Source organism: Arthrobacter sp. 05N429, assembly GCF_056397045.1.
Genome location: NZ_JBFTMQ010000002.1, coordinates 180,952 through 202,362, shown reverse-complemented (window position 1 = coordinate 202,362; position 21,411 = coordinate 180,952). Strand labels below are relative to the sequence as shown.

23 protein-coding genes are annotated in these 21,411 nt (G+C 67.5%); 15 read left to right on the top strand and 8 right to left on the bottom strand.

Features of this window, described 5'->3' with window-relative positions; all coding sequences use genetic code 11:
• Positions 1-8 precede the first annotated feature (8 nt).
• The gene (locus AC1DF4_RS04805) at positions 9-884 is read left to right on the top strand and encodes a serine/threonine-protein kinase (RefSeq protein WP_476911801.1); all 876 of its coding nucleotides are present in this window, start codon (positions 9-11) and stop codon (positions 882-884) included.
• 42 nt (positions 885-926) lie between these two features.
• On the opposite strand, the gene AC1DF4_RS04800 is transcribed toward AC1DF4_RS04805, so the two are convergent.
• Positions 927-2,099 carry a GGDEF domain-containing protein gene (locus tag AC1DF4_RS04800; RefSeq protein WP_476911800.1) on the bottom strand — a complete coding sequence of 391 codons (1,173 nt, stop codon included), beginning with the start codon at positions 2,097-2,099 and terminating at the stop codon, positions 927-929.
• A gap of 181 nt (positions 2,100-2,280) precedes the next feature.
• Between AC1DF4_RS04800 and AC1DF4_RS04795 the strand changes: the two genes are divergently transcribed.
• On the top strand, positions 2,281-3,300 hold the full coding sequence (locus AC1DF4_RS04795; RefSeq protein ID WP_476911799.1) for a PHP domain-containing protein: 1,020 nt from the start codon (positions 2,281-2,283) through the stop codon (positions 3,298-3,300).
• A gap of 295 nt (positions 3,301-3,595) precedes the next feature.
• Positions 3,596-4,429, top strand: coding sequence for a putative protein N(5)-glutamine methyltransferase (locus tag AC1DF4_RS04790; RefSeq protein WP_476911798.1), 834 nt, complete (start codon positions 3,596-3,598; stop codon positions 4,427-4,429).
• Positions 4,430-4,452: 23 nt separating this feature from the next.
• Here the strand turns inward: AC1DF4_RS04790 and AC1DF4_RS04785 are convergent, their stop codons facing one another.
• The 5 genes from AC1DF4_RS04785 to AC1DF4_RS04765 form a co-directional block, all read right to left on the bottom strand.
• Positions 4,453-4,932, bottom strand: coding sequence for a hypothetical protein (locus AC1DF4_RS04785; RefSeq protein ID WP_476911797.1), 480 nt, complete (start codon positions 4,930-4,932; stop codon positions 4,453-4,455).
• Positions 4,933-5,041: 109 nt separating this feature from the next.
• On the bottom strand, positions 5,042-5,305 hold the full coding sequence (locus AC1DF4_RS04780) for a GlsB/YeaQ/YmgE family stress response membrane protein (RefSeq protein ID WP_476864283.1): 264 nt from the start codon (positions 5,303-5,305) through the stop codon (positions 5,042-5,044).
• Between the two features lie 223 nt (positions 5,306-5,528).
• Entirely contained in the window at positions 5,529-6,500 is a 972-nt protein-coding gene (locus AC1DF4_RS04775) for an aldo/keto reductase (RefSeq protein WP_476911796.1), read from the bottom strand.
• A 44-nt stretch (positions 6,501-6,544) separates the two neighbouring features.
• Positions 6,545-6,754: a dodecin gene (locus tag AC1DF4_RS04770; protein WP_476911795.1), complete on the bottom strand. Its 210-nt coding sequence runs from the start codon at positions 6,752-6,754 to the stop codon at positions 6,545-6,547.
• A gap of 111 nt (positions 6,755-6,865) precedes the next feature.
• On the bottom strand, positions 6,866-7,609 hold the full coding sequence (locus AC1DF4_RS04765) for an SGNH/GDSL hydrolase family protein (protein WP_476911794.1): 744 nt from the start codon (positions 7,607-7,609) through the stop codon (positions 6,866-6,868).
• 377 nt (positions 7,610-7,986) lie between these two features.
• Between AC1DF4_RS04765 and AC1DF4_RS04760 the strand changes: the two genes are divergently transcribed.
• Both AC1DF4_RS04760 and AC1DF4_RS04755 read left to right on the top strand, forming a co-directional pair.
• Positions 7,987-8,706, top strand: coding sequence for an SDR family NAD(P)-dependent oxidoreductase (locus tag AC1DF4_RS04760; RefSeq protein WP_476911793.1), 720 nt, complete (start codon positions 7,987-7,989; stop codon positions 8,704-8,706).
• Positions 8,707-8,859: 153 nt separating this feature from the next.
• Positions 8,860-9,117: a metal-sensitive transcriptional regulator gene (locus tag AC1DF4_RS04755; RefSeq protein WP_028270603.1), complete on the top strand. Its 258-nt coding sequence runs from the start codon at positions 8,860-8,862 to the stop codon at positions 9,115-9,117.
• A 94-nt stretch (positions 9,118-9,211) separates the two neighbouring features.
• On the opposite strand, the gene AC1DF4_RS04750 is transcribed toward AC1DF4_RS04755, so the two are convergent.
• Positions 9,212-9,922, bottom strand: a complete 711-nt coding sequence (locus AC1DF4_RS04750) for a FadR/GntR family transcriptional regulator (RefSeq protein WP_476911792.1) — start codon at positions 9,920-9,922, stop codon at positions 9,212-9,214.
• Between the two features lie 149 nt (positions 9,923-10,071).
• On the opposite strand from AC1DF4_RS04750, the gene AC1DF4_RS04745 reads away from it, so the two are divergent.
• The 9 genes from AC1DF4_RS04745 to AC1DF4_RS04705 all read left to right on the top strand — a co-directional run bounded on the left by AC1DF4_RS04745 (position 10,072) and on the right by AC1DF4_RS04705 (position 18,934).
• The gene (locus AC1DF4_RS04745) at positions 10,072-11,604 is read left to right on the top strand and encodes a four-carbon acid sugar kinase family protein (protein WP_476911791.1); all 1,533 of its coding nucleotides are present in this window, start codon (positions 10,072-10,074) and stop codon (positions 11,602-11,604) included.
• A 37-nt stretch (positions 11,605-11,641) separates the two neighbouring features.
• Entirely contained in the window at positions 11,642-12,535 is an 894-nt protein-coding gene (locus AC1DF4_RS04740; protein ID WP_476911790.1) for an NAD(P)-dependent oxidoreductase, read from the top strand.
• Positions 12,536-12,648: 113 nt separating this feature from the next.
• Positions 12,649-14,115: a GntP family transporter gene (locus tag AC1DF4_RS04735; protein WP_476911789.1), complete on the top strand. Its 1,467-nt coding sequence runs from the start codon at positions 12,649-12,651 to the stop codon at positions 14,113-14,115.
• A complete protein-coding gene (locus AC1DF4_RS04730; protein ID WP_476911788.1) occupies positions 14,115-14,990 on the top strand; it encodes a class II fructose-bisphosphate aldolase in 876 nt (291 codons plus the stop codon). The genes AC1DF4_RS04735 and AC1DF4_RS04730 overlap by 1 nt, the downstream gene beginning before the upstream one ends.
• 45 nt (positions 14,991-15,035) lie before the next feature.
• Complete coding sequence (locus AC1DF4_RS04725) at positions 15,036-15,428, top strand: DUF1304 domain-containing protein (RefSeq protein WP_476911787.1); 393 nt, start codon at positions 15,036-15,038, stop codon at positions 15,426-15,428.
• Positions 15,429-15,555: 127 nt separating this feature from the next.
• On the top strand, positions 15,556-16,893 hold the full coding sequence (locus tag AC1DF4_RS04720) for an acyltransferase family protein (RefSeq protein WP_476911786.1): 1,338 nt from the start codon (positions 15,556-15,558) through the stop codon (positions 16,891-16,893).
• Entirely contained in the window at positions 16,890-17,234 is a 345-nt protein-coding gene (locus AC1DF4_RS04715) for a GNAT family N-acetyltransferase (RefSeq protein ID WP_476911785.1), read from the top strand. The genes AC1DF4_RS04720 and AC1DF4_RS04715 overlap by 4 nt, the downstream gene beginning before the upstream one ends.
• Positions 17,235-17,361: 127 nt before the next feature.
• Positions 17,362-18,129: a hypothetical protein gene (locus AC1DF4_RS04710; RefSeq protein WP_476911784.1), complete on the top strand. Its 768-nt coding sequence runs from the start codon at positions 17,362-17,364 to the stop codon at positions 18,127-18,129.
• Positions 18,130-18,151: 22 nt separating this feature from the next.
• The gene (locus tag AC1DF4_RS04705) at positions 18,152-18,934 is read left to right on the top strand and encodes an SDR family NAD(P)-dependent oxidoreductase (protein WP_476911783.1); all 783 of its coding nucleotides are present in this window, start codon (positions 18,152-18,154) and stop codon (positions 18,932-18,934) included.
• Positions 18,935-18,990: 56 nt separating this feature from the next.
• Here AC1DF4_RS04705 and AC1DF4_RS04700 read toward each other — a convergent pair whose 3' ends face one another.
• Complete coding sequence (locus tag AC1DF4_RS04700) at positions 18,991-20,478, bottom strand: helix-turn-helix domain-containing protein (protein WP_476911782.1); 1,488 nt, start codon at positions 20,476-20,478, stop codon at positions 18,991-18,993.
• A 120-nt stretch (positions 20,479-20,598) separates the two neighbouring features.
• On the opposite strand from AC1DF4_RS04700, the gene pxpA reads away from it, so the two are divergent.
• Complete coding sequence (gene pxpA, locus AC1DF4_RS04695) at positions 20,599-21,378, top strand: 5-oxoprolinase subunit PxpA (protein WP_476911781.1); 780 nt, start codon at positions 20,599-20,601, stop codon at positions 21,376-21,378.
• Positions 21,379-21,411: the final 33 nt, after the last annotated feature.

The following is a 21,411-nucleotide window of genomic DNA, read 5'->3' as shown; positions in this document are numbered from 1 at the left end:
CTGTGGTCTTGGCGGAACGGCCCGCGGTCACCGCCCCTGCGGTCATTTCTGCCGGACTCGATGCCAGAGTGCTGGCGCTTCCGGACGCCCCCTCGGGGCGTTTCGTCGTCCATGAGCTCTTGGGGCGGGGTGCAACCGCGACGGTGTTCCGCGGGACGGACCTGCACGACGGAAGGCCCGTTGCGATTAAAGTCGCCGAAGGCCCTGACCCGCGGCAGGCGGAACGGATCCACGCCGAGGCGCGCATCCTGGCTTCGCTGGACCACCCCGCTGTCGTCACCTTCATCGCCGAGGGCATCGTCCCGGCAGATGACCAGTGGGCGGGCCGCCCGTTCCTCGTTGAGGAGTATGCCTACGGCGGAAGCCTCGCCGAGCGGATCCGCAACGGCGCTGCAGCCGCCGGCGACGTGGCCCGCTGGGCTGAGGCGGCGCTGTCCGGGTTGGCACACGTCCATGTGCGGGGCCTGGTCCACCGGGACATCAAACCCGCGAACATCCTGCTGAGTGAACTGCGGCGTTCCGCGGTCCGGATCGCCGATTTCGGCATCGCCACCCCGGCCGGCACCGAGCTGGAGCCGGGGGATTCCTCCGGCACCGTGCACTACATGAGCCCTGAGCAGGCCGCAGGCCGGCATCCCGGCGCGCCCGGCGACATCTACTCCCTGGGACTAGTGCTGCTGGAGTGCCTCACCGGGGCCAAGGCGTTCCCGGGAACCCCGGTGGAATCCCTGGTGGCGCGGACCCTTCGCGATCCCGCGATTCCGGCCGGCCTCGGTGCGGCCTGGGTATCGCTGCTGGCCGCCATGACCGCCATGGATCCCGCGGCTCGGCCTTCGGCTGCCGCGGCCGGCAGGCTCGCAGCAAAGCTTCCGCGCGCATCCTGAGCTGCCGGGCGGCTCAGGCTCAAGGCTGCTCAAGCTTCGGGCTCAGCCTGTCTGGGTGCCCGCCCCGGTGAATCCGATGACCGCCCGGTTGCGGCCTGCCGCCTTGGCCTCATACAGGGCCCGGTCCGCTTCCCGGAGGAGGCGCTGCAGCCCCGCGTTCCGGTCGCGCGAGTCAACCACGCCAAAGCTCGCCGTCGGCGCGTCCATGCCGTCGGGCAGGGAGCTGTTTTCGGCCAGCGAGGCGTTGATCCGGTCGGCGATCCGGACGCCCTCCTCGGCGTCGGCGCCGTCGAGCAGCAGTGCGAATTCTTCGCCACCGTAACGGCCCACCAGGTCAGCGTCCCGCACGGCCGAGCGGCAGGCATCGGCGAAAGCCCGGATGACGCCGTCGCCCGCGTCATGTCCGAAACGGTCGTTGACTGCCTTGAACCGGTCCAGGTCCGCCATCACAACCGCCGTGTCGACGCCGGCCGCGAGGTTGGCCCGGAGCCGGCGGTTGGCTTGGTGCATGAATTCCCCGCGGTTCAGCAGCCCGGTCAGCCCGTCGCGGTAGGCCAGCTCCTGCAGGTCCTCGGTGCGGCGGGCGTAGTTCAGCGATGTGATGCTGGAGGAGACCACCACCAACAGGATCATGGCCATCAGCAGGGTCACGCCGGTGCCGAAGAGCACTTGGAACAGCGGATCCGCCGGGCCAAGCACGGCCAGCCCGACTGTCCGGCTCAGGTAATACGCGGCACAGCCGGCCGTCGCGACGGCGAGGGACCGGACAAGGTGCCAGGACTCTTCCCGCTCGCGCCACAGTTCCATGGACGCCAGACCGATCGCGGTGCCCATCAGCGCCAGGAGCACAACGCTGCCGATCCGGGCGTTTTCTGAATAACGGACGACGGCGTCAACGGCGACAGCCGCCGTTGCCGGGAACCCGAAAAGCCCGGGCCGGACCCGCCGGCCGGCCAGCGACCGGGTGCCGGCCCAGACGCAGCCCGAGCCAAGCACCATCACACCGTTGCCAAGGCTCGTGGCCCAGCCGACTGCCTGTACCTCGCCCAGGAAGTACAGGACGGCGGCCACGAAAAAGGAAGCGACAGCCCAGCACCACCACCCGGCGAAGGGAGCCCGGCTCTTGCGGTAGGTGTCGAAGTAGAACAGGACCAGCATGGTCAGCGTCATCACGGCGAAGACCACCATGAGCGTAGACCGGTCGAGCAGCACCATAATTCTGAAGATTCCCAGCTGCCAGGCTAGCCCTCCCCGTGGACCGCCGGCGTAGTTCCCCACCGGATCAGGCCCCGGCCGGGACAAGTCTCTCAGAACGAAGGCACCGCTGCCCAAAACGCCGCGACATTCCGACGCCCCGGGGGTCCCCGGCACCCCGGCCGGGGTGCAAGATGGTGCCATGGATGCCGTCGACGCGCTCAATGAGATTGCCTTCTGGCTCGAACGCGAGCTCGCGCCGACGTTCAAGATCCAGGCGTTCCGGAAAGCCGCCGGGATCATCGCCGGCCTCGAGGCCGAAGAACTGGCCGCCCGGGCCCGCGATGGCCGGCTGAAGCGGACCAAAGGGATCGGCGACCGGACCTTCCAGGTCATCAGTCAGGCGCTCGACGGCGAAGTTCCGGAGTACCTGGGCGGACTGCGAAGCCGGGGAGCCCGGCCGCTGGTGCCGGGCGGGCACGAGCTGCTGGCCGCGCTTCGCGGTGACCTGCACAGCCACAGCGACTGGTCCGACGGCGGATCCCCGATTGAGGCGATGCTGGACGCCGCCAGGATCCTGGGCCGGGAGTACCTTGCCCTGACGGACCATTCGCCCAATCTCAAGATCGCCAACGGATTGAGTGCCGGGCGCCTCGCGGAGCAGCTCGCCATTGTCGAAGAGATCAACGCCGACGGCGGCGGCGTCCGCCTCCTGCGGGGCATCGAGGTCGACATCCTTGAGGACGGTACCCTGGACCAGACCCCGGAGATGCTGGACCGGCTGGATATCGTCGTCGCCAGCGTGCATTCGAAGCTTCGCTCAGACAAGCGCACCATGACCCGCCGGATGCTCGGCGCCATCACGGACCCGCACACCAACGTGCTCGGCCACTGCACCGGCCGCCTGGTTCAAGGCGGCAGGGGCACACGCCCGGCGTCGGAGTTCGACGCCGAAGCGGTCTTCGCTGCCTGTGCGGAGCACAACGTAGCCGTTGAAATTAATTCACGGCCCGAACGCCAGGACCCGCCCGGCGCCCTGATTGAGGTGGCCCTCGACGCCGGCTGCCTGTTCAGCGTCAACAGCGACGCTCACGCCCCGGGGCAGCTCGATTTCCTGCAGTACGGTGCCGAACGGGCCGAACGCAGCGGCGTGCCGGCGGAGCGGATCGTCAGCACGTGGCCTCTGGACCGCCTGCTGGACTGGGCCGGCTCGGGGCGCTGAGGGCCGTGGCGAATCCGCCGCCCGGGACATGCCCTCCTGCCGCTTCGAGGGTTGGACATAGTGGTGCTATGTCCAGTTCTGGGTGCGGCGGATGGGCATGTCCCGCGGTCAGTGGTTCGCGGCATGTCCATCGGCCGGCGCCCCCGAAGGACATGCCCTCCTGCCGCTTCGAGGGTTGGACATAGTGGTGCTATGTCCAGTTCTGGGTGCGGCGAATGGGCATGTCCTGAGGTGCCGTCCTGCCACTTCGGTAGCATGAGATTTCCGGCACCGCTAACGGAAGGGGATCCTCGGCATGACGGCCCCTCCCGCGCCCCGGCCCACCGTCATTAAGCGGCGCAATATCGTCAAGAGGCTCCGTGCGGCCGGCTGCGTCTTCGCCGAGGAGGAGGCCCGGCTGCTGGCCGAGGCCGCAGCCACGCCGGATCACCTCGACGCGCTCGTGGAGCAGCGGGTTACCGGCCTGCCCCTCGAGCACCTCCTCGGCTGGGCGGAGTTTTGCGGACTCCGGATCCAAGTGGACACTGGAGTCTTTGTGCCCCGCCGCCGCACCGAGTTCCTGGTCCGTGAGGCCGCGCGGCTCCTGGGCACATCCGGCGGCGCCGGACGGGCGCCGGTCGTCGTCGACCTCTGCTGCGGCTCCGGGGCGGTGGGGACCGCGCTCGCGGCGCTGGCCGGTCCCGTGCAGCTTCACGCCTCCGACGTCGACGAGGCCGCCGTGCAGTGCGCGGTCCGCAACATCGTGCCGCGCGGCGGTGAGGTCCACCAAGGGAATCTTTACGGGCCCCTCCCGGAGCGGCTGCGCGGACGGGTCGATGTCCTCGCCGTCAACGCCCCGTATGTTCCCTCCGCCGAAATCGGCACCATGCCGCAGGAAGCCCGCCTCCACGAGCCGAGGGTTTCCCTCGACGGCGGTGAAGACGGGCTTCAGGTGCAACGGCTGGTGGCGGCCGGGGCGCCGGAATGGCTGGCCCCCGGCGGCCACCTGCTGATCGAAACAAGCCGGCGGCAGGCGCCGCAGACCATGGATCTTTTCATCCGCAGCGGCCTGACGGCCCGGGTGGCCAGCTCCGAGGAGCTGGACGCCACGGTCGTCATCGGCACACCCGTGCCGGGTGTGCCCTCGTAGCCGGAACGGCTTGGGCAGTACAGCTAGGGCAGCTTGTCGGGGTCGACGTTGGTAGCGGCTCCGGCGCTGGTGGCTCCGCCTTCATCCGACCAGTCCTGGCCATGCTGGTCGTTCAGTGCCGGGTCCGACTCGACGTCGGACGCGGTGGAGGTCCCGAGGTTGACGGTCTCCGGATGGGTGCTGTGCGCGGGGATGCCGCCGCCGGGAGCCGTGGTGCCGCCGTCGTTCGCCTTGCCCGCCGGCCCTGTGGAGGACGTGTCATGGCGGACCGCGGAACCGATGACCGTCCCGGCCCGCCGGGCGGCTTCGCCCAGCTGTTCGGACACCTCGGGGGCCTTTTCCTTCACAGTCTGGGTGGCCGCGGCCACCTTGTCCTGGACCGGCTGGCTTTCCCAGAGGGCTGCCGCCCGTGCCTTGAGCTTCTCGTAGGCAGCCCGTCCGGACCGCGACCCGAGAACGTAGCCTGCCGCGATTCCTGCTCCGAAAAGAAGTTTGCCTTTCATGCCGTACTCCTGTTCCTCGATGGTGCTGGGTAATAAAAGTGGTGGGGGCCGTGTGCCAAAAAACCGGCCCCGGGATAAATCCCGGGACCGGTTTCCGGTCGCGTTGGCTTTAGCGGGCCGAACGCTTGGTGATCATGCCGTAAACGAGCAGGACGATGATCGCACCGCCGATGGCCAGGAGCCAGGTCGACAGCGAGAAGAACTCGTTGATGCCCGTGTTGAAGAGCAGTCCGCCAATCCAGCCGCCAAGAATGGCGCCGACGACGCCGAGCAGCAGCGTGATGAGAATGCCACCGCCCTGCTTGCCCGGGAGGATCGCCTTAGCGATTGCGCCGGCGATGAGGCCCAGAATCAGAAATGCGAAAAAACCCATTTTTATCGTTCCTTCTTCTTCATTGAGGAGGCACCCGGGTTGCCGGGTGCGCTACATCCTTCTTCCCCCAATACTAATCATGCTTAGTATCAAAGAGCCATTCGGGAGGAATGGAATTCTCCTCGCCGCGGCTGCCGCGGGGTCTTAAGCCCCTATTTGTGGCTGGTTGCAGCTCTCCTCCCTCCGTGGCTGGCCATCCGCCGATCTCGATATTTTCGGGGGGTCACCACGCGTAGTCCTCCGGTGCTGTCCGGTATCCAGGGAAAATGTCATCGAGCCGCTGCAACGCGCCGGGCTCGAGCGCCAGGTCAAGGGCGCGCAGGGCTGAGTCGAGCTGGTCCTGGGTTCGGGGGCCAACCACCGGGGCGGTCACGGCCGGCTGGTGCAGCAGCCACGCCAGGGCGACGTCCCCCGGTTCCCGTGCCACTTCCCGGGTGAAATCCTCGTATTGGCGGATCTGGTCCTGGTGCTTCTTGAGGGTTTCGAGGGACCGGCCCTCGGTGCGGCGCACGCCGTCGCGCCCTGGCTTCAGCACGCCGCCCAGCAGCCCGCCCTGCAACGGCGACCAGGGCATCAGCCCGAGCCCGTACTGCTGCGCGGCCGGGATGACCTCCAGCTCGACGTTGCGGGTCAGCAGGTTGTAGATGGACTGCTCGCTGACCAGGCCGTAGGTGTGGCGGCGCGAGGCAGCCTCCTGCGCCTGCGCGATCTGCCAGCCGGCAAAGTTGCTGCTGCCCGAATAAAGAATCTTTCCCTGCTGGACCGCGACGTCGATCGCCTGCCAGATTTCGTCCCACGGCGTGGCCCGGTCCACGTGGTGGAACTGGTAGAGGTCGATGTAGTCCGTCTGCAACCGCCTCAGGCTCGCGTCGAGGGCGCGCCGGATGTTCAATGCGGAAAGCCGCGACTCGTTGGGCCGGTCCGTCATGGTGCCGTAGAGCTTGGTCGCCAGCACGGTCCGTTCACGCCGCTGGCCGCCGGTGGCGAACCATCGTCCAAGGATTTCCTCCGTACGGCCCCGGTGGCCGCTACCGCCGTAGACGTTGGCGGTGTCGAAGAAGTTGATGCCCGCACTCAGTGCCGAGTCCATGATGGCATGGGCATCCGCCTCTTCGGTCTTTGGGCCGAAGTTCATGGTTCCGAGGCAAATCCTGGAGACTTTCAGGCCCGAGCGGCCGAGTTGCGTGTACTGCACGCGATGGTCCTGCGAAGGCTGGGCGTGCGGGGCGGCGTCGGAGGCTACCGTTCCAGCCGGAACCCGAGCTTGATGGTCACTTGCCAGTCGGCCACCTCGCCGTTTTCGAGGTGTCCGCGGATTTCCTTGACTTCAAACCAGTCCAGGTTCCGCAGGGTCTTGGCGGCCTCGGCGATGCCGTTGCGGACGGCGGCGTCAACGCCGTCGTTCGACGTTCCGACAATTTCAGAAATGCTGTAAGTGTGATTAGACAACTTCGCTCCTCGTGATCGCCATCGAGACCCGGCGGTGGGCCGTTCCTGCAGATTAGCCGACAGATCGCGACGGGACTAGGGGCCGGAGGCAGCGCCTCAGAATGCAGGGCTTCAGGATCCGTAGACCGGGCCCGGCTCGGGACGCTTAGCCGTCCGCGGCGGGGCGTCGGACCGTTTCCGGACGCGGCTGACCATCCAGGGAAGCAGGTAGTTGGTGAACCAGGCGAGGTCTCCGGCTTTGCTGTCCCGCCAGCTCGCTGCGGGCATGGGCTTGGGTTCCAGCGGCCTCAGGGTGTGGGGGACGTCCAGGGACTCCAGCACCATGGCAGCGATGGTGTGGTGCCCGATTGGCGAAAAGTGCAGGCGGTCGGGATCCCACATCCGCGGGTCCGAAAGCTGCCGCAAGGCCCAAAGATCGGCGATCACGCCGTGGTGGCGTGCGGCGATGGTCCGGATGTTCTCGTTGAACACGGCGACCCGGCCCCGGTTATGGCCCAGCAGCGGTGTGTCGCCCCAGTCCGGACCGGTGAACAGCACGATGGTGGCGCCGGTGGCGCTGAGCATGCCCACGGCTGCGTCGAGGGTGGCCGCCAGCCGGTCAGGGTCGCTCCGGTGGAAGACAAGGTCGTTTCCGCCGGCGGAGAGGGTGACCAGGTCCGGCTTCAGCGCGATCGCTGGCCCGAGCTGCTGGTCAAGGACCTGCCGCAGGACGAGGCCATTGACGGCGAGGTTGGCGTAGCGGAAGTCCGCCCTGCCTTCGCTGAGCTCCTCGGCGATGCGGTCGGCCCAACCCCTCATGCCGCCCGGACTGAGCGGTTCCGGGTCACCGAGGCCCGCCGTGAAGGAATCCCCCATGGCGACATATCGGCTCCACAGCCCCGCGGTTCTGTTCCATGGAGCGGCCTGCCTCCGGCCCTGCCCCGGCGCGGGGCCCCGTCCGCCGGCCCAGCCGGCGCCAGGATCCAGGAAACCGGCGGCGTTCACACTCCCAGCAATACGCCGAAAATTCTAGTTTCACTAGGTCCTAAGGTCCCTAGCGGGAGGCGTGGTATCCGACGCCGCCGCGGGGCCGGCGTGCGCGGCCAGCGCCCCGAGGGCGAAGCCTGTGAGTCGGCGCACATTGGTTGACTTTTCAAGTATTGGTGCCAAGCTATATGCATACGCATATAGATGCGCATCGCGGAACACCGAGAGGACGGTGACCGCAAATCGCTCATAGATAGGACTGACTCATGCAGCTCGAGAACAAGGTCGCATTCATCACCGGCGGCGGATCGGGTCTCGGTCTCGCTACCGCAAAGACCTTCATCGCCGAAGGTGCGAAGGTCATGATCTTCGACTTCAACCCCAAGACGCAGGAAGTGGCCGACGAGATCGGTGCGAAGTTCTTCCAGGGCGACGTCTCGAAGGCCGGGAGCGTTGAAGCCGCCGTCGCGAAGACGGTGGAGGAATTCGGCAGCGTGGATATTGCTGTCGCCTCGGCGGGTGTCGGCGGCGAGGGCGACGTCGTCACATCGACTGTCGAAAACTGGGAGCGCACCAATGGCATCGACTACTCGGGCGTGTTCTACACCAACAAGTACGTCATCGAGCAGTTCCTCAAACAGGGCAACGGCGGCGTCGTTGTCAACCTCGCTTCGATGTTCGGCCTCGTAGCCGTCTCGAACAACATCGCCTACTCGGCCTCGAAGGGCGGCGTCGTGAACATGACCCGCGCCGCCGGGACGATGTACGCCAAGGAGGGCATCCGTGTGAACGCGGTGGCCCCGGGCGTCATCCGGACCCCTCTCATCGACGAGCCGACCCTCGAGCAGTACGCAAATCTGCACCCGGCCGGTCGCGTAGGGGAGGCCCAGGAAGTGGCCGACCTCATCACCTTCCTCGCGAGCGACAAAGCGAAGTTCATCACCGGCGCGACCATCCCGATCGACGGCGGCTATACGGCTGTCTAGTCCGGAACCGCGGCATCCAATTGCGCCCCCTCCGCCCGAGGGGGCGCATGGCTATTGGAGCCTGGGGCGGAGGTGACATCATACCCCGCGGGGTATTGAAAATACGTCGGGGGGTATATCATGAATAGAACCCTGATGATCCCGGAGGAACAAATGGAACTCGATCCCGCCGACATGAAGCCTGTTATCAACCGGCTTCGCCGCGCCCAGGGGCAGCTCGCCGCCGTCACCCGCATGATCGAAGAGGGCCGCGACTGCAAGAGCGTCGTCACCCAGCTGGCTGCTGTTTCAAGCGCCCTGGACCGGGCCGGATTCTCGATCATCGCCACGGGCCTGCAGCAGTGCATGCAGCAGGAGGACCCCAGCCTGGACCGGGCCGAACTTGAGAAGCTCTTCCTCTCGCTCGCCTGAGCTCCGGCTGAGCCCTGACCTGGCGCGGCATCGGCGGAGCCGGCCGGGCGCTGTCCGGCGCCGGCCAGTCAGCCGGCCCAATCGGGCCGCCCAGTCAGGCCTGTCGGTCCGCCAGGACAAAGGTCTTGAGGTCGTCCAGCGTCTGTTGCATATGGGCGTCCATCGCATCCCGCGCCTGGCGCGGATCACGCGTCGCCAGCGCATCCACAATTTTCTGGTGATGGCCGATCGCGTGCGCCTGGATTTCGCGCACCTCTGACGTCTGGGTCCGCCGCTTCTCCAGCACCCGGTGCAGCGGGGCGAACAGGACGGCCACAAAAACATTTTCCGCGGCGCGCAGGATGAGGTCGTGGAACGCCAGGTCCGCGGCCACGAACGCGGCCACATCGTGCTTTTCATGTGCCGCGCGCATTGATTCCAGCTGCCCGGAAAGGGTCTTGAGGTCGGCATCACTGATCCGGCCGGCGGCCAGCTCGCAGGCGCCCGACTCCAGCATCCGGCGCAGCTCGATCAGTTGAACGGCGGCCGCCGCGTCATTCTTTCCCTCCGAGGCCGCCCTGAGTACCGCCTCCAGGGAGGCCCAGCGGCTCAGCGGGTTGACGAACGTCCCCCGGCCGCGCTCCACGCTGAGGATCTGCTGGGCTTCGAGGGTCTTCATCGCCTCGCGGACCGTCATGCGGCTCACCTCATGGCGGGCGCTCAGCTCCAGCTCGCCGGGGACGGACGCGCCGGGCGGGAATTCGCCGGCAATAATGCGGTCCAGCAGTTCGTCAGCGACGACGCCGACCAGCGATTTCCTAGCCAATTTTCCCCATTCGCCGTCACCGAGTTGCCTGATGGACAAGTCTACTTGCGCGTCTTTGTGCCGTATGCCACACTAGCATTCAAATGTTAGATGTCAGACATCTTACAAATAATCCCAAACGCAGCAGACTTTCCCACAATGGAGTGCAAGTGCCCTTTGAACCAGAGCTTTTCGAATCAGATGTGCTGGCCGCCTTCCCGGCAGAGGTCCAAATCCCCGCACGGACGGTGGCTGGTGCCCTCGAAGCCTCGTCCGAGTCGTCCCCCCGCATCCTGGTTGTGCTCGACGACGACCCGACCGGCACGCAGTCCGTCGCCGACCTGCCGGTCCTCACCCGCTGGGACGTAGCCGACTTCACGTGGGCCTTCAACCACCGCATCGACGGCCGCCGCCAGGACGCCGTCTACGTCTTGACCAACACCCGGAGCCTGGACCCCGCCGAAGCGGCCGCCCGGAACGAGGAAGTGGTCCGGAACGCCCTTGCGGCGGCCGCCCTCGAATCCGAAGGTGCCGGTTCCAATAGTTCCCGGCTTCGACTCGCGTTCGTCAGCCGCAGCGACTCCACCCTCCGCGGCCACTACCCGCTGGAACCGGACACCATCGCGGCGACCATCGCCGCCGTCAGCGGCGAAGCGACGGACGGCGTCGTGATCGTCCCCGCCTTCCCCGACGCCGGACGCGTGACGATCGGCGGCGTGCACTACATGCGCGGCACCGGCGAGGATGCCGGAAAACTCACCCCGGTGGCCGAGACCGAATTCGCCCGGGATGCGAGCTTCGGCTTCGCCAACTCCGAACTGGCGAAGTACGTGGAAGAGAAGTCCGGGGGCCGGTTCCCGGCGGATTCGGTGATCGTGCTTGACCTGAACATCATCCGCGCCGCCGGCCCGGACGGCGATCCCCAGATCTCTGCCAAGGCGATCGCCGACGCCATCGACTCCGCTGCCGACTCCACGCCGATCGTGGCCGACATCGTGACCGAAAACGATCTCCGCGCCCTCGCCCTGGGCCTCGAGGAAGCCGAACGCCGCGGCAAGAAGCTGCTCTACCGGGTGGGCCCGCCGTTCGTCCGTGGCCGTATCGGCCAGGAGATCCGACCCGCGCTCAGCGGCGAGGAGGCCTACGCGGGCAACACGCCCTCCGGCGCCGGCGGCCTGATCGTCGTCGGCTCGCACGTCGGTGTCACCACCCGCCAGCTCAAGGCCCTCGTCGAACAGCACAGCGCCGCCCGCATCGTGGAGATCGACGTCGAACAGCTGCTCGGCGGAGACTCCGAGGGCTACCTGGCCGGGATCGTCGGGGAGGTTGTGGAGTCCCTCCACAGCGCCGACGTCATCCTCCACACCAGCAGGCTGCTCATCAAAACGGACGACACCGCCGAAAGCCTGCGGATTGCCCGCACGGTGTCCGCCGCCGTCGTCGCAGTGGTGAACCGGACCCTGAAGACGTTCCCGCCGCGCTTTGTCATCGCCAAGGGAGGCATCACTTCCTCGGACGTGGCCGCCCACGGCCTGGAAATCCGCCACGCGATCGTTCGCGGCCCCATGCTGCCGGGCATCGTCAGCCTGTGGGAGCCGGTGGACGGACCCGCCAAGGGCATCCCGTACATCGTTTTCGCCGGCAACGTGGGCGACGACGAATCCCTGGCCCAGGTCACCCGCAAACTCAGCAACACTTTCTAGCCTGCCCCCCGAAATCCAGATTTCAACGGAGAAAACCATGAATTACAAAGTCACCGTCCTCGGCCTGGGCGCCATGGGTCTGCCCATGGCTGCCCGGCTGGCAACCCAGCTGACCGTCCACGGCTTCGACATCGCCGAGCCGCGCCTGAAACTCGCCGAAGAAGCCGGCATCAAGACCTTCTCCTCCGCCCGTGAGGCGGCCGAGGGCGCCGACGCGCTGCTGCTGGCCGTGCGCAACGGGGAACAGCTGGACGACGTCCTCTTCGGCGAAAACGGCGTCGCCTCCGTGCTCAAGCCGGGCGCCGTCGTGATCCTCGGCAGCACCGTGGGCACCGAAGCCATTCCGGCCACCGTCGCCCGTCTCGCGGAGTTCGGCGTCTCCCTGGTTGACGCCCCGCTCTCCGGCGGGCCGAAGCGTGCCGGCGAAGGGGACCTGCTGATCGTTGTCGGCGCCGAACCGCAGGCGCTGGAAACGGCCCGCCCGGTCCTGGAACTGCTCGCCTCCACCTTGACCGTCGTGGGCGACAAGCCCGGCGACGGCCAGGCCCTCAAAACCGTGAACCAGCTGCTCTGCGGCATCCACATCGCCGCCGCGGCCGAGGCAATGGCCCTCGCGGACGCCCTCGGCCTGGACCAGGCCAAGACCCTCGCGGCCCTGGAAGCCGGTGCCGCCGGTTCCTTTATGCTCTCCAACCGCGGCCCCCGCATCTTGGAGGCGTACACCGAAGACGGCGCCGAGGTCCTCAGCCGCCTGGATATCTTCGTCAAGGACATGGGCATCGTCGGCAAGGCCACCCGCGCCGCGGGCCTCGCCGCCCCGGTGGCCGCCGCCGCCGAGCAGCTCTACCTCCTGGGCCAGGCCCAGGGGCTCGCCGCCGCCGACGACTCCGCCGTCATCAAGGTCGTCGCCCCCACCAAGCGCACCGCCTGAGCCCGCACCACCCCAGATTCCCCAAACTCGACGACGGCGGATCCCCCCTTTCCGCCGTCGTCGGCGAAACACCCGGTCACTGGCTACAGTGACGTCAAAGGAGACACCCCCAGATGAACCCCCTGATCAACTCTTTGATGGTGCGGGCGGCCGACGTCGCGCCCATTAAACCGGCCGTGCAGCTCGGCACTCCGCTGCTGCTGACCATCGCCGCCGTCGGCATTGCGATTCTGCTGGTCATGATCATCCGCTTCAAGATCCAGGCGTTTGTGGCGCTGCTGACGGTCAGCATCCTGGTAGCCGTGGCGTCGACGATCCCGCTGAAAGACGTCTTCACGGTGGTCGCCACCGGTGTCGGCGGCACCATGGGCAAGGTCGCCCTGCTGATCGCGCTCGGCGCGATCCTCGGCCGCATGATCGAGGTTTCCGGCGGCGTGCAATCGCTCGCTGACCACTTCACCGCGAAGCTCGGCGCCAAGCGCGTCGCCGTCGCCCTCACCGGCGTCGGGTTCCTCGTCGCCATCCCCGTGTTCTTCGAGGTCGGCGTCATCGTGCTGGTGCCGATCGTCTACGCCTTCGCGAAGATCGCCAACGTGCACCCCATCAAGTTCGGCCTCCCGATGGCCGGCATCATGCTGGCCATCCACGTGGCCGTACCGCCGCACCCGGGCATCGTGGCCGGTGCCGGCGTCTTCGGCGCGGACATCGGCCTCATCACGCTCATCTCGCTGACCATCTGCATCCCGCTGGGTTTCCTGTCCTATTGGGTGGCGTCCATCATGAACCGCAAGGACTACGAGCTCCTGCCCGGAGTGAAGGCCCAGCTCGACGAGTTCGGCTCCAAGGACATCATCCACGAAGGCCACGAGGGCAAGGACCACCACGTCGTCGCGCCTCCCCGGCCCGGCCTGATCATCTTCCTCATTGCCGCCCCGATCTTCCAGATCCTTCTCGGCACCGTCGGCACCCTGACGATCGACAAAGAGAGCTACTGGTATGGCGTGGCAGCGTTCGTCGGCAACCCCTTCTTCGCGCTGCTGGTCGCCGTCTTCCTCTCCTTCTTCCTGCTGGCAGTCCGCCGCCAGTGGTCGCTGCGCGAGACCGGCGAGATCTTCGAAGGCGCACTCCCGCCCATCGCCTCCATCCTTATGGTGGTCGCAGCCGGCGGCGTGTTCGGCGAAGTGCTGCGCACCTCCGGCATCGGAGCGGCGCTGTCGGAGACCCTGGACCAGCTGGGCCTGCCCTTGATCGTCCTCGGCTTCATCATCTCGCTGGCCCTCCGTGCCGCGCAGGGTTCCGCGACCGTGGCCATCGTGACGACGGCGGGGCTGCTCACGTCCGCTGTCACTGCCGGCGGCTACACGCCGGCGCAAACCGCCGTGATCGTCATCGCGATCGGCTTCGGCGCCCTCGGGCTCTCCCATGTGACCGACGCCGGTTTCTGGACCGTGGTTCGGTACTACGGACTGACCGTCTCGGACGGCCTCAGGACCTGGACCGTGCTCACCACCATCCTTGGCCTTGCCGGCTTCGCCCTGACCTTTGTGGCCTGGATCCTGGTGGGAGGCCTGAGCGCCTGATGCGTGTCCGTCTCGATCACCTGGTCGCTTCAGCCCTCCAGCAGGGATCGGCCGTCCCGGCCTTCACCTGCTACGACTTCACCACAGCGCTCGCCGTAGTGGCGGCTGCTGAAGAATCCGGCCGCGGCGCCATCCTGCTGGTCTCACCCAGCACAGCGGCCACGCCGAACGGCCTCCGGCTGATCGCGGCGCTGCGGGGGCTCGCGGACTCGGCATCTGTCCCGGTCGCCGTACAGCTTGACCACGCCTCCGATCTCGGGGTGATCGTCGGCGCCGTCGCCGCCGGGGCCGACTCCGTCCTGGTGGACGGATCGTCGCTGGAGTACGAGGACAACATCGCCCTGGTCCAGGCGGCGCGCGCTGTGCTGGACGGTGCCGGCGGTGCAGGCTCTGAGGACGTAGTGATCGAGGCGGAACTCGGCGGCCTGGCCGGCGACGAGGACAAGGCCTTCGGGGCCGACGCCGCGGGCAGCGCCCCGGCGGCCGGACTCACCGACTCCGCGCAGGTGGAGGACTTCGTGGCCCGCACCGGGGCCCAACTGCTGGCCGTGGCCGTGGGCAACGTCCACGGCCGGTACCAGGGCGAACCGGAGCTGCGGTGGGACGTGCTGCAGGACATCGCGGTGCGGACCCGCGTTCCCCTGGTGCTGCATGGCGCCTCGGGCATCCCCGCCGCCGAGCTGGTCAAGGCCGCCGCCATGAACGTCGGCAAGGTCAACTTCAACACCGAGCTGCGCACCGGCGTCCTTGAAACCCTCGAAGCCCGCACGGGTGAGCGCCGGAGCGACGGCGAAAACCTGCAGGGACTGCTGGCCGATTGGGACGCCTCCGCCGGGACTTTCGCGGCCACGGCGCTGGCCACACTCGCGCGCTAACCCCACACAACCGCTCCGAAACCGGGGGAGGCTAGGATCAGAAACATGATCCTGGCCTCCCTCGTTTTTGCGCTGCTTGCGGCCCTGCTGCACGTCTATATCTTCACCATGGAGTCCATCACCTGGACGCGGCCGGCCACGTGGAAGCGCTTCGGTGTGGCCTCGCAGGCGGACGCCGACACCACGCGGCCGCTGGCCTACAACCAGGGCTTCTACAATCTGTTCCTCGCCGCCGGCGCATTGGCCGGCACCGGCGCGATCGCCCTCGGATACCCCGCGGTCGGGTGGACCCTGGTCTTCAGCAGTTGCGGGTCCATGCTCCTGGCCGCGATCGTTCTCGCCCTGAGCGGACGCAAGTACCTCCGTGCGGCCGCCACCCAGGGTGCGACGCCGCTGCTCGCCGTCGTACTCGGTGTGCTGGGGTTGCTGACCGCCTGAACCCGCCGCAAAAGCAGGCCCGCCGGCACTGGCCGCGTGCCCGGACAAGGCCGACAATGGAGGCAAACACAGCGGCGTTGGCGCCCAACGGCCCTGGCGGGGCGTTGGCAGGTTCCTTAGGGGCTCAATGGTTCCACGGCAGCGGGCAGGGAGCGGGCAGGCGGTACGGCCCGACCGCGACCTGGTGATCGATCTCGCCAGGTTCTTCTGCCTTGCACTCGTGGTGGTGTCGCACACCATGATGGTGAGCCCCGTGCTGCACCCCGACGGCACCGTGACCTCCGACAACACCCTCGGCAACCAGCGCTGGTTCGAACCCGTGGTCTGGGTCCTGCAGGTCATGCCGCTCTTCTTCGTTGTCGGGGGCATCACCGGCCTGCAGTCCTGGCGCCGCCTCCGGGGCCGGGGCGGCAGCACTTTTGACTTCATGCAGGCGCGGATGCTGCGGCTCATCCGTCCCGCCGCCGTCCTGCTGGCGATCATGTTCACCGGGCTCTGGGCGGCACGGCTGGCCGGGGTGGACCCGCAGGTCATCCAGCTCTCGGTTTCCGGAGCAGGCATGCCTCTGTGGTTCCTCGCAGCCTACCTCGCGGCGCAGCTGAATCTCCCGCTTCTGGCACGCCTGCACACCCGGGCGCCCTGGCTGACCCTGACGGGGCTCACCGCGTTGGTGGTGGCGGTGGACTGCCTGCGGGGGATGATGCCGATGCTGGCCTATCTCAACATGGTCTTCGTATGGTGCGCCGTGCAGCAGCTCGGATTCTTCCTCTCCGACGGGGGACCGCTGGTCCCCGGGCGCTTCGCGCTGGCGGGCATCATCCTGGGCAGCAACCTGGTCCTGGGGCTGCTCGTGTGGCTGGGGCTGTACTCCGGGAACATGCTGGTGAACCTCAACCCGCCTAACCTCACCCTGTTGCTCCTCGGGTGCTCGCAGGCCGCCGCCCTGCAGCTCTTCCGGCCCGTGCTGTCCAGGATCGCGTCCCTGGTGAGGGTGCAGCGGTTCATTGGGCTGGCCGGACGGAGGTCGATGACTGTCTACCTCTGGCACCTGCCCATGCTGGCGGCACTGTCCGGCGTGCTGCTGCTGACCGACTTTCCGCAGCCGCCAGGCGGAACCGCCGCCTGGTGGTGGGGGAGGCCGCTCGTGCTGCTGGCCGTGATCGGCCTGCTGCTGCCCGTGCTGGCACTGTTCGGCCGGCTCGAAGAACGTCCGACGTCGGCCGGTACTGCCCGGTCCCGCCCGGCGGCCGCTGTGGGGACGGCCGCCGTCGTCGTCTTTGTCCCGGTGGCCGACGCAGCGCTCAACGGACTGACCCTGGCACTTCTTGGCGGGGGAGCGGCGTGCTTCGCGCTCGCCGTCCTGCTGCTGGGGCGGATTCCGGCCCAGCTCGTGTCCGATGCAGGCGTCGGCGGATCTGACCCGCCATTGCCACACCCGCCATTAAGTGCCAGTGTCGAACCATGACGGAGAACTCTGCAGCCACGGAAGACACGTTCAGTCCGAACGTATCCACAACCCGTAATGATGAGCTGCACCACTATGAGCTCCACGTCGGCGGCCAGTTGGCCGTCCAGATCCGCTTCATCGACGAGCCGGGGCATGTGGACTTCATCCACACCGATACGGCGGAGAAATTCCAGGGCCAGGGACTCGCCAAGGTGCTGGCCCACTTCGCCTTGGACGACGTCGTGGCATCCGGCAAGCGGATCATTCCCAACTGCCCCTTTATGTACCGGTACCTGCGCAAGCACGACGCGTACAACCAATACATCGACTGGCCCGAGCGGCCCCCGGCCGGAGCCTGACACCGCACGCGCTCTCTCGGCAGGCCGCCTGGACGGCGTTTCTCTGCTTGTGACCGGACCAACAACGCCGTAAAGTTCTACAAGAGTTATGCAGTTGGCTCTTGGACGTGTCCCTTTGGAGAACCCCGTGAACCATAAACTGCGTGTGCTTGTCCGTGTGGATGTCGATCCCGGACACGTGACCCTCGAAGTCACCGGCTGCCTTACCCAATCAGACTTCCCCGCACTGCTGCACATCATGCGGCGCGCGGGCCGCCTCGGTGCAGGCACCGATGTCGTCATCGACCTTCACGGCGCGTCCCACCTGGACCCGGAGATCCTGCTGCAGCTGCGGTCCATTGCCGACGCCAGCGCGGCTGCCGGGGAGCCGGGCGCCGGGTCCCCGGACGGGACCGCCGCCGGAAAACAGCCGTTCCGCGTCACCTTGGCGGAACCGGCGGAGCTGCCGATCTGCCTGTTGCACGTCGGGTCCGGCGGCGAAGTCCTCGCCGGCCTCGAGGGAGAGCTCGCGGCGGTCCCGCTGCTTGTCCCCGCAGAGACCTTCGCTGAGTCTTTCGACGGCGGCCCCGAGGACGCCGCCGTCCCGGGGAAGCTGAATCCGGGACTGGACGGGGCCTGCAGCCCGATTCCTGACGAGCTCAGCACCGTCAACGGGCTGGAGCTCGCCGACTACTTCGAGGGGACCCTTGACCCGGCCTCCACGGTCCGGGCCTTGTCCGACGTCGCCTTGGGCCAACTGGCCGACGCCCTCTACCGGCACCTCGACACCAGCAGCCCGTCCTTCGGCGCGCACACCTGGTACGAGCTGGCCACCGAGGAGCTGCAGAACCGGCACCTGGGCGCTGCGGACGACCCGGCGGAGGACGAACTGGCCGCCGGGCAGGCTCTGGCTTAGCCCCGGGGGTTAGGCTTTCGCCATGACTTCACGTGCCGCGACACCTGCTGACACCACTGCGCTGATCACCGGAGCAACCGCCGGGATCGGGGCCGAATTCGCCCGCCAGCTCGCCGAAAAGGGGCACCACGTGGTGCTTGTGGCCCGCGACGCCACCCGGCTGCAGGCCACGGCGGAGGAGCTGGAGAAGCGGTACGGCATCCGTGCCGAAGTTCTCGCCGCGGATCTGGCGGACGACGGCGGCGTGGCAGCCGTCGTCGCCCGGCTCACTGATCCGGCGCGTCCGGTGGAAATCCTGGTCAACAACGCCGGGATGGGCCTGCTGCGTTCCTTCGCGGAGAACGACATCGCGGACGAGACCAAGCACCTCAAACTGCACGTCGAGACCGCCATGCAGCTGACCCATGCCGCGCTGCAGGGCATGCTCAGCCGGCACTCCGGAAGGATCATCAATGTCGCCAGTGTGGCGGCGTTCCTCCCCCGGGGAAGCTACTCGGCGGCCAAAGCGTGGCTTGTCAGCTTCAGCCGCTGGGCCAATCTGGCCTACTCCAAACAAGGTGTCACCGTGACAGCCGTCTGCCCGGGTTTCACCCACACCGAGTTCCACGACCGGATGGGCATGGACAAAACGGTAACGCCGCGCTGGATGTGGCTCGAGGCGCGGCAGGTGGTCAGCGAGGGCCTGGCAGACAATGCCAAGGGCAAGGCCGTCTCGATCCCCAGCAAGCGCTACAAGGTCCTGACATCGGTTTCGCGCGTACTGCCGTCGCGGCTCGTCGCCGGCCCGCCGCGGCGCGCCAAGTAGGCTTCCGGGCCCGCCCGCGGCAGCCGCTGTCGACGCTAGAAGAGGGCCGACGGTGGTCAGGGTGCGTCGTCGGTGATCCGGACGGCCAGCAGGCAGGTCGTCAGCCCGTCCAGGGTGTCCAGGCGGACATTCAAAAGCCGCGACATCAGCGCCAGCCGCTTGCTCAGGGTGTTCCGGTGGATGTACAGCGACTGGCAGACCTTGGACGGTTGGGCGTCGTGTTCGAGGTAGGCCCGGAGAGTGGGGAGCAGCCGGCCGTTGTTGGCCCGGTCGTAGTCCAGGAGCGGAGCGAGCAGATTCTCCGCAGCGGCGTGGGCGCCGCTGCCGGCGGTCGCCAGCACCAGGGACTCGATGCTCATCGGGGCAGCGATGGTGGGCATCCCGACCTGCCGCACCAGCCGTTGGGCATGGGCGAGGCCGAGCCGAAGCTCATCCACGCTGCGCAGCGGCCCCTTGATGACGAGGCGAAGCCCGGGAACTATGCGCCGGAGTGAGTCCAGCAGCCGGTCCGGGATCGCGTCCCAGTCCGCCCCGGTGTCTGTGCGCGCCTGGGCCAAAGCGTAGATCGCGCCGCGGTAGGTGAAGACGTGGACGTTGTTCAGATGCTCCTGGACGGCCAGCCGAATCCGCCAGGCATGCGGCAGCTGGGCCTTGTCCGGCTCGGCAACCACCAGGAATGTGGGTGCGTGCGGGTCCAGGCCCGTGGCCCGGTAGGTCCGGGTCAGCTCCTTCAGCGCCACCCCCTGCCAGTCCTCCAGCTGCTGCATCAGCCGCTCCAGCTTGGCCTGGTGCGGCGCGCTGGCCTTGAACGCACTGTTGAGCTGCATGGCAAGGATGGACGACGCCGGTCCGATCAGCGTGGCCAGCGGCTCCCCGGTTGTCCCGCCCCGGACCACCAGCTGGAAATGATCCGTGCCGCCCGTGGGGAGCGCGAAGCTGGACCGGGGGGTTCCCCGGTCGCGGCGGAGGTCCTCTGCGCTCCAGCGGGAACCGGCCGGCCAGCAGCTGATCAAGGCGCCGGTGGTATCAAAGATGGCACACTGGCCCCCGGCTGCGGCAGCCACTTCAGCCAGCACGGCCCGGAGGGATCCGCCGGACCGCGCCGCTTTTGCACACAGGTCGGCCAGCTCCCACGACTGCCGGGTCAGGGCGAACCGCTCGGCTTCGAGGACACTCGTGACGAAGCGCTGCAGCTGCAGGGCAGGGACGACGCTGGGAACCTCCAGCAGGGGAATCCCGTGGGCCTTGGCCGCCTCCACCAGCGGTTTGGGAATCAGCCGGTGCGCCACTCCCGTGACGAAGGCGATGGCACAGACAGGGACGCCGGCCAGCCGCTCGACGTAGGCATCCCACGTCCGTTGGTCGAAGAAGTTGAAGCCGATCCCGTGGGTGATGAGCAGGCAGTTGGCACCCAGGAAGGGAGTGGGATCCAGGAACTCCGCGGGAGCGCTGTAGCTGATGGACGTGGACAGGCTCTCCGCCGTGGAGGGTGTGTGCAGCCTGAGCTGGAGCGCGTCCTCCGCCAACAGGTCCGAGACCCTCATGATGCCTCCCCGGTCCGCCGCCGCCCCGAATTGGTGGTGTGCAAACTGCACACTTGCCATCAAAGTTAGTGGACATTTGCCCCCTATGTAAGGGGTGGGGCAGTCCCTAATGTTGAACGCATGAACAATGTTAATGTGGGCAATGTCACAGCTTCCGCCGGGAAGAACAGTGCCGGAAAAAACAGCATCGAGATCAATTCGGACATGGGCGAAGCGTTCGGACTGCACAGCTTCGGAAATGACCTGGCCCTGATGGAAATCATCGATGTGGCCAACGTGGCCTGCGGTTTCCACGCCGGAGACCCGGACACCATGGAAGAGACCGTGGCCGCGGCCAAGGCGCACGGCGTCCGGATCGGTGCGCACCCCGGCCTGCCGGACCTGACCGGGTTCGGGCGCAGGGAGATGAAACTGACTCCGGCCGAAGTCGAGTCCATCATCCTCTACCAGACGGGCGCGCTGGTGGGCTTCCTGAAAAAGGCCGGACTGGAACTCAACCACATCAAGCCCCACGGCTCCCTGTACGGGATGCTCTCCCGGGATCCCGAGCTCATGCGGTCCGCCGCGAAGGTCGCCGCGCTGTACGGAGTTCCGATGTTCGGGCTCGCGGGAACAGCGCACGAAAGCGTCTGCGCGGAAATGGGGGTGCCGTTCGTCGGCGAACTCTATGTGGACCTGAACTACAACCCCGCAGGCCAGCTGATCATCCAGCGCCGGCCCGAGGCCACAGACCCTGCCAGGGCTGCCGAGCGCGTGCGCCGGGTCCTCGACGACGGCCTCGTGGAAACCTCGGACGGCTCAACCGTCAGCATCGACTTCACCAGCATCTGCGTCCACTCTGATGCCGCCAATTCGCCGGCCGTGGCGCAAGCCGTGCGGTCGGCCCTGGCCGGACGGTAGCGAAACGATCTGCCATGCACTGCCCACCCCACC

Coding starts and splice junctions, on each gene's coding strand:
- AC1DF4_RS04800 (WP_476911800.1), bottom strand. CDS start 2,099: ATGGTGCTGCTCGACCGGTCTACGCTCATGGTGGTCTTCGCCGTGATG.
- AC1DF4_RS04795 (WP_476911799.1), top strand. CDS start 2,281: ATGGATGCCGTCGACGCGCTCAATGAGATTGCCTTCTGGCTCGAACGC.
- AC1DF4_RS04790 (WP_476911798.1), top strand. CDS start 3,596: ATGACGGCCCCTCCCGCGCCCCGGCCCACCGTCATTAAGCGGCGCAAT.
- AC1DF4_RS04785 (WP_476911797.1), bottom strand. CDS start 4,932: ATGAAAGGCAAACTTCTTTTCGGAGCAGGAATCGCGGCAGGCTACGTT.
- AC1DF4_RS04780 (WP_476864283.1), bottom strand. CDS start 5,305: ATGGGTTTTTTCGCATTTCTGATTCTGGGCCTCATCGCCGGCGCAATC.
- AC1DF4_RS04765 (WP_476911794.1), bottom strand. CDS start 7,609: ATGGGGGATTCCTTCACGGCGGGCCTCGGTGACCCGGAACCGCTCAGT.
- AC1DF4_RS04760 (WP_476911793.1), top strand. CDS start 7,987: ATGCAGCTCGAGAACAAGGTCGCATTCATCACCGGCGGCGGATCGGGT.
- AC1DF4_RS04755 (WP_028270603.1), top strand. CDS start 8,860: ATGGAACTCGATCCCGCCGACATGAAGCCTGTTATCAACCGGCTTCGC.
- AC1DF4_RS04740 (WP_476911790.1), top strand. CDS start 11,642: ATGAATTACAAAGTCACCGTCCTCGGCCTGGGCGCCATGGGTCTGCCC.
- AC1DF4_RS04735 (WP_476911789.1), top strand. CDS start 12,649: ATGAACCCCCTGATCAACTCTTTGATGGTGCGGGCGGCCGACGTCGCG.
- AC1DF4_RS04730 (WP_476911788.1), top strand. CDS start 14,115: ATGCGTGTCCGTCTCGATCACCTGGTCGCTTCAGCCCTCCAGCAGGGA.
- AC1DF4_RS04725 (WP_476911787.1), top strand. CDS start 15,036: ATGATCCTGGCCTCCCTCGTTTTTGCGCTGCTTGCGGCCCTGCTGCAC.
- AC1DF4_RS04720 (WP_476911786.1), top strand. CDS start 15,556: ATGGTTCCACGGCAGCGGGCAGGGAGCGGGCAGGCGGTACGGCCCGAC.
- AC1DF4_RS04715 (WP_476911785.1), top strand. CDS start 16,890: ATGACGGAGAACTCTGCAGCCACGGAAGACACGTTCAGTCCGAACGTA.
- AC1DF4_RS04705 (WP_476911783.1), top strand. CDS start 18,152: ATGACTTCACGTGCCGCGACACCTGCTGACACCACTGCGCTGATCACC.
- AC1DF4_RS04700 (WP_476911782.1), bottom strand. CDS start 20,478: ATGAGGGTCTCGGACCTGTTGGCGGAGGACGCGCTCCAGCTCAGGCTG.
- pxpA (WP_476911781.1), top strand. CDS start 20,599: ATGAACAATGTTAATGTGGGCAATGTCACAGCTTCCGCCGGGAAGAAC.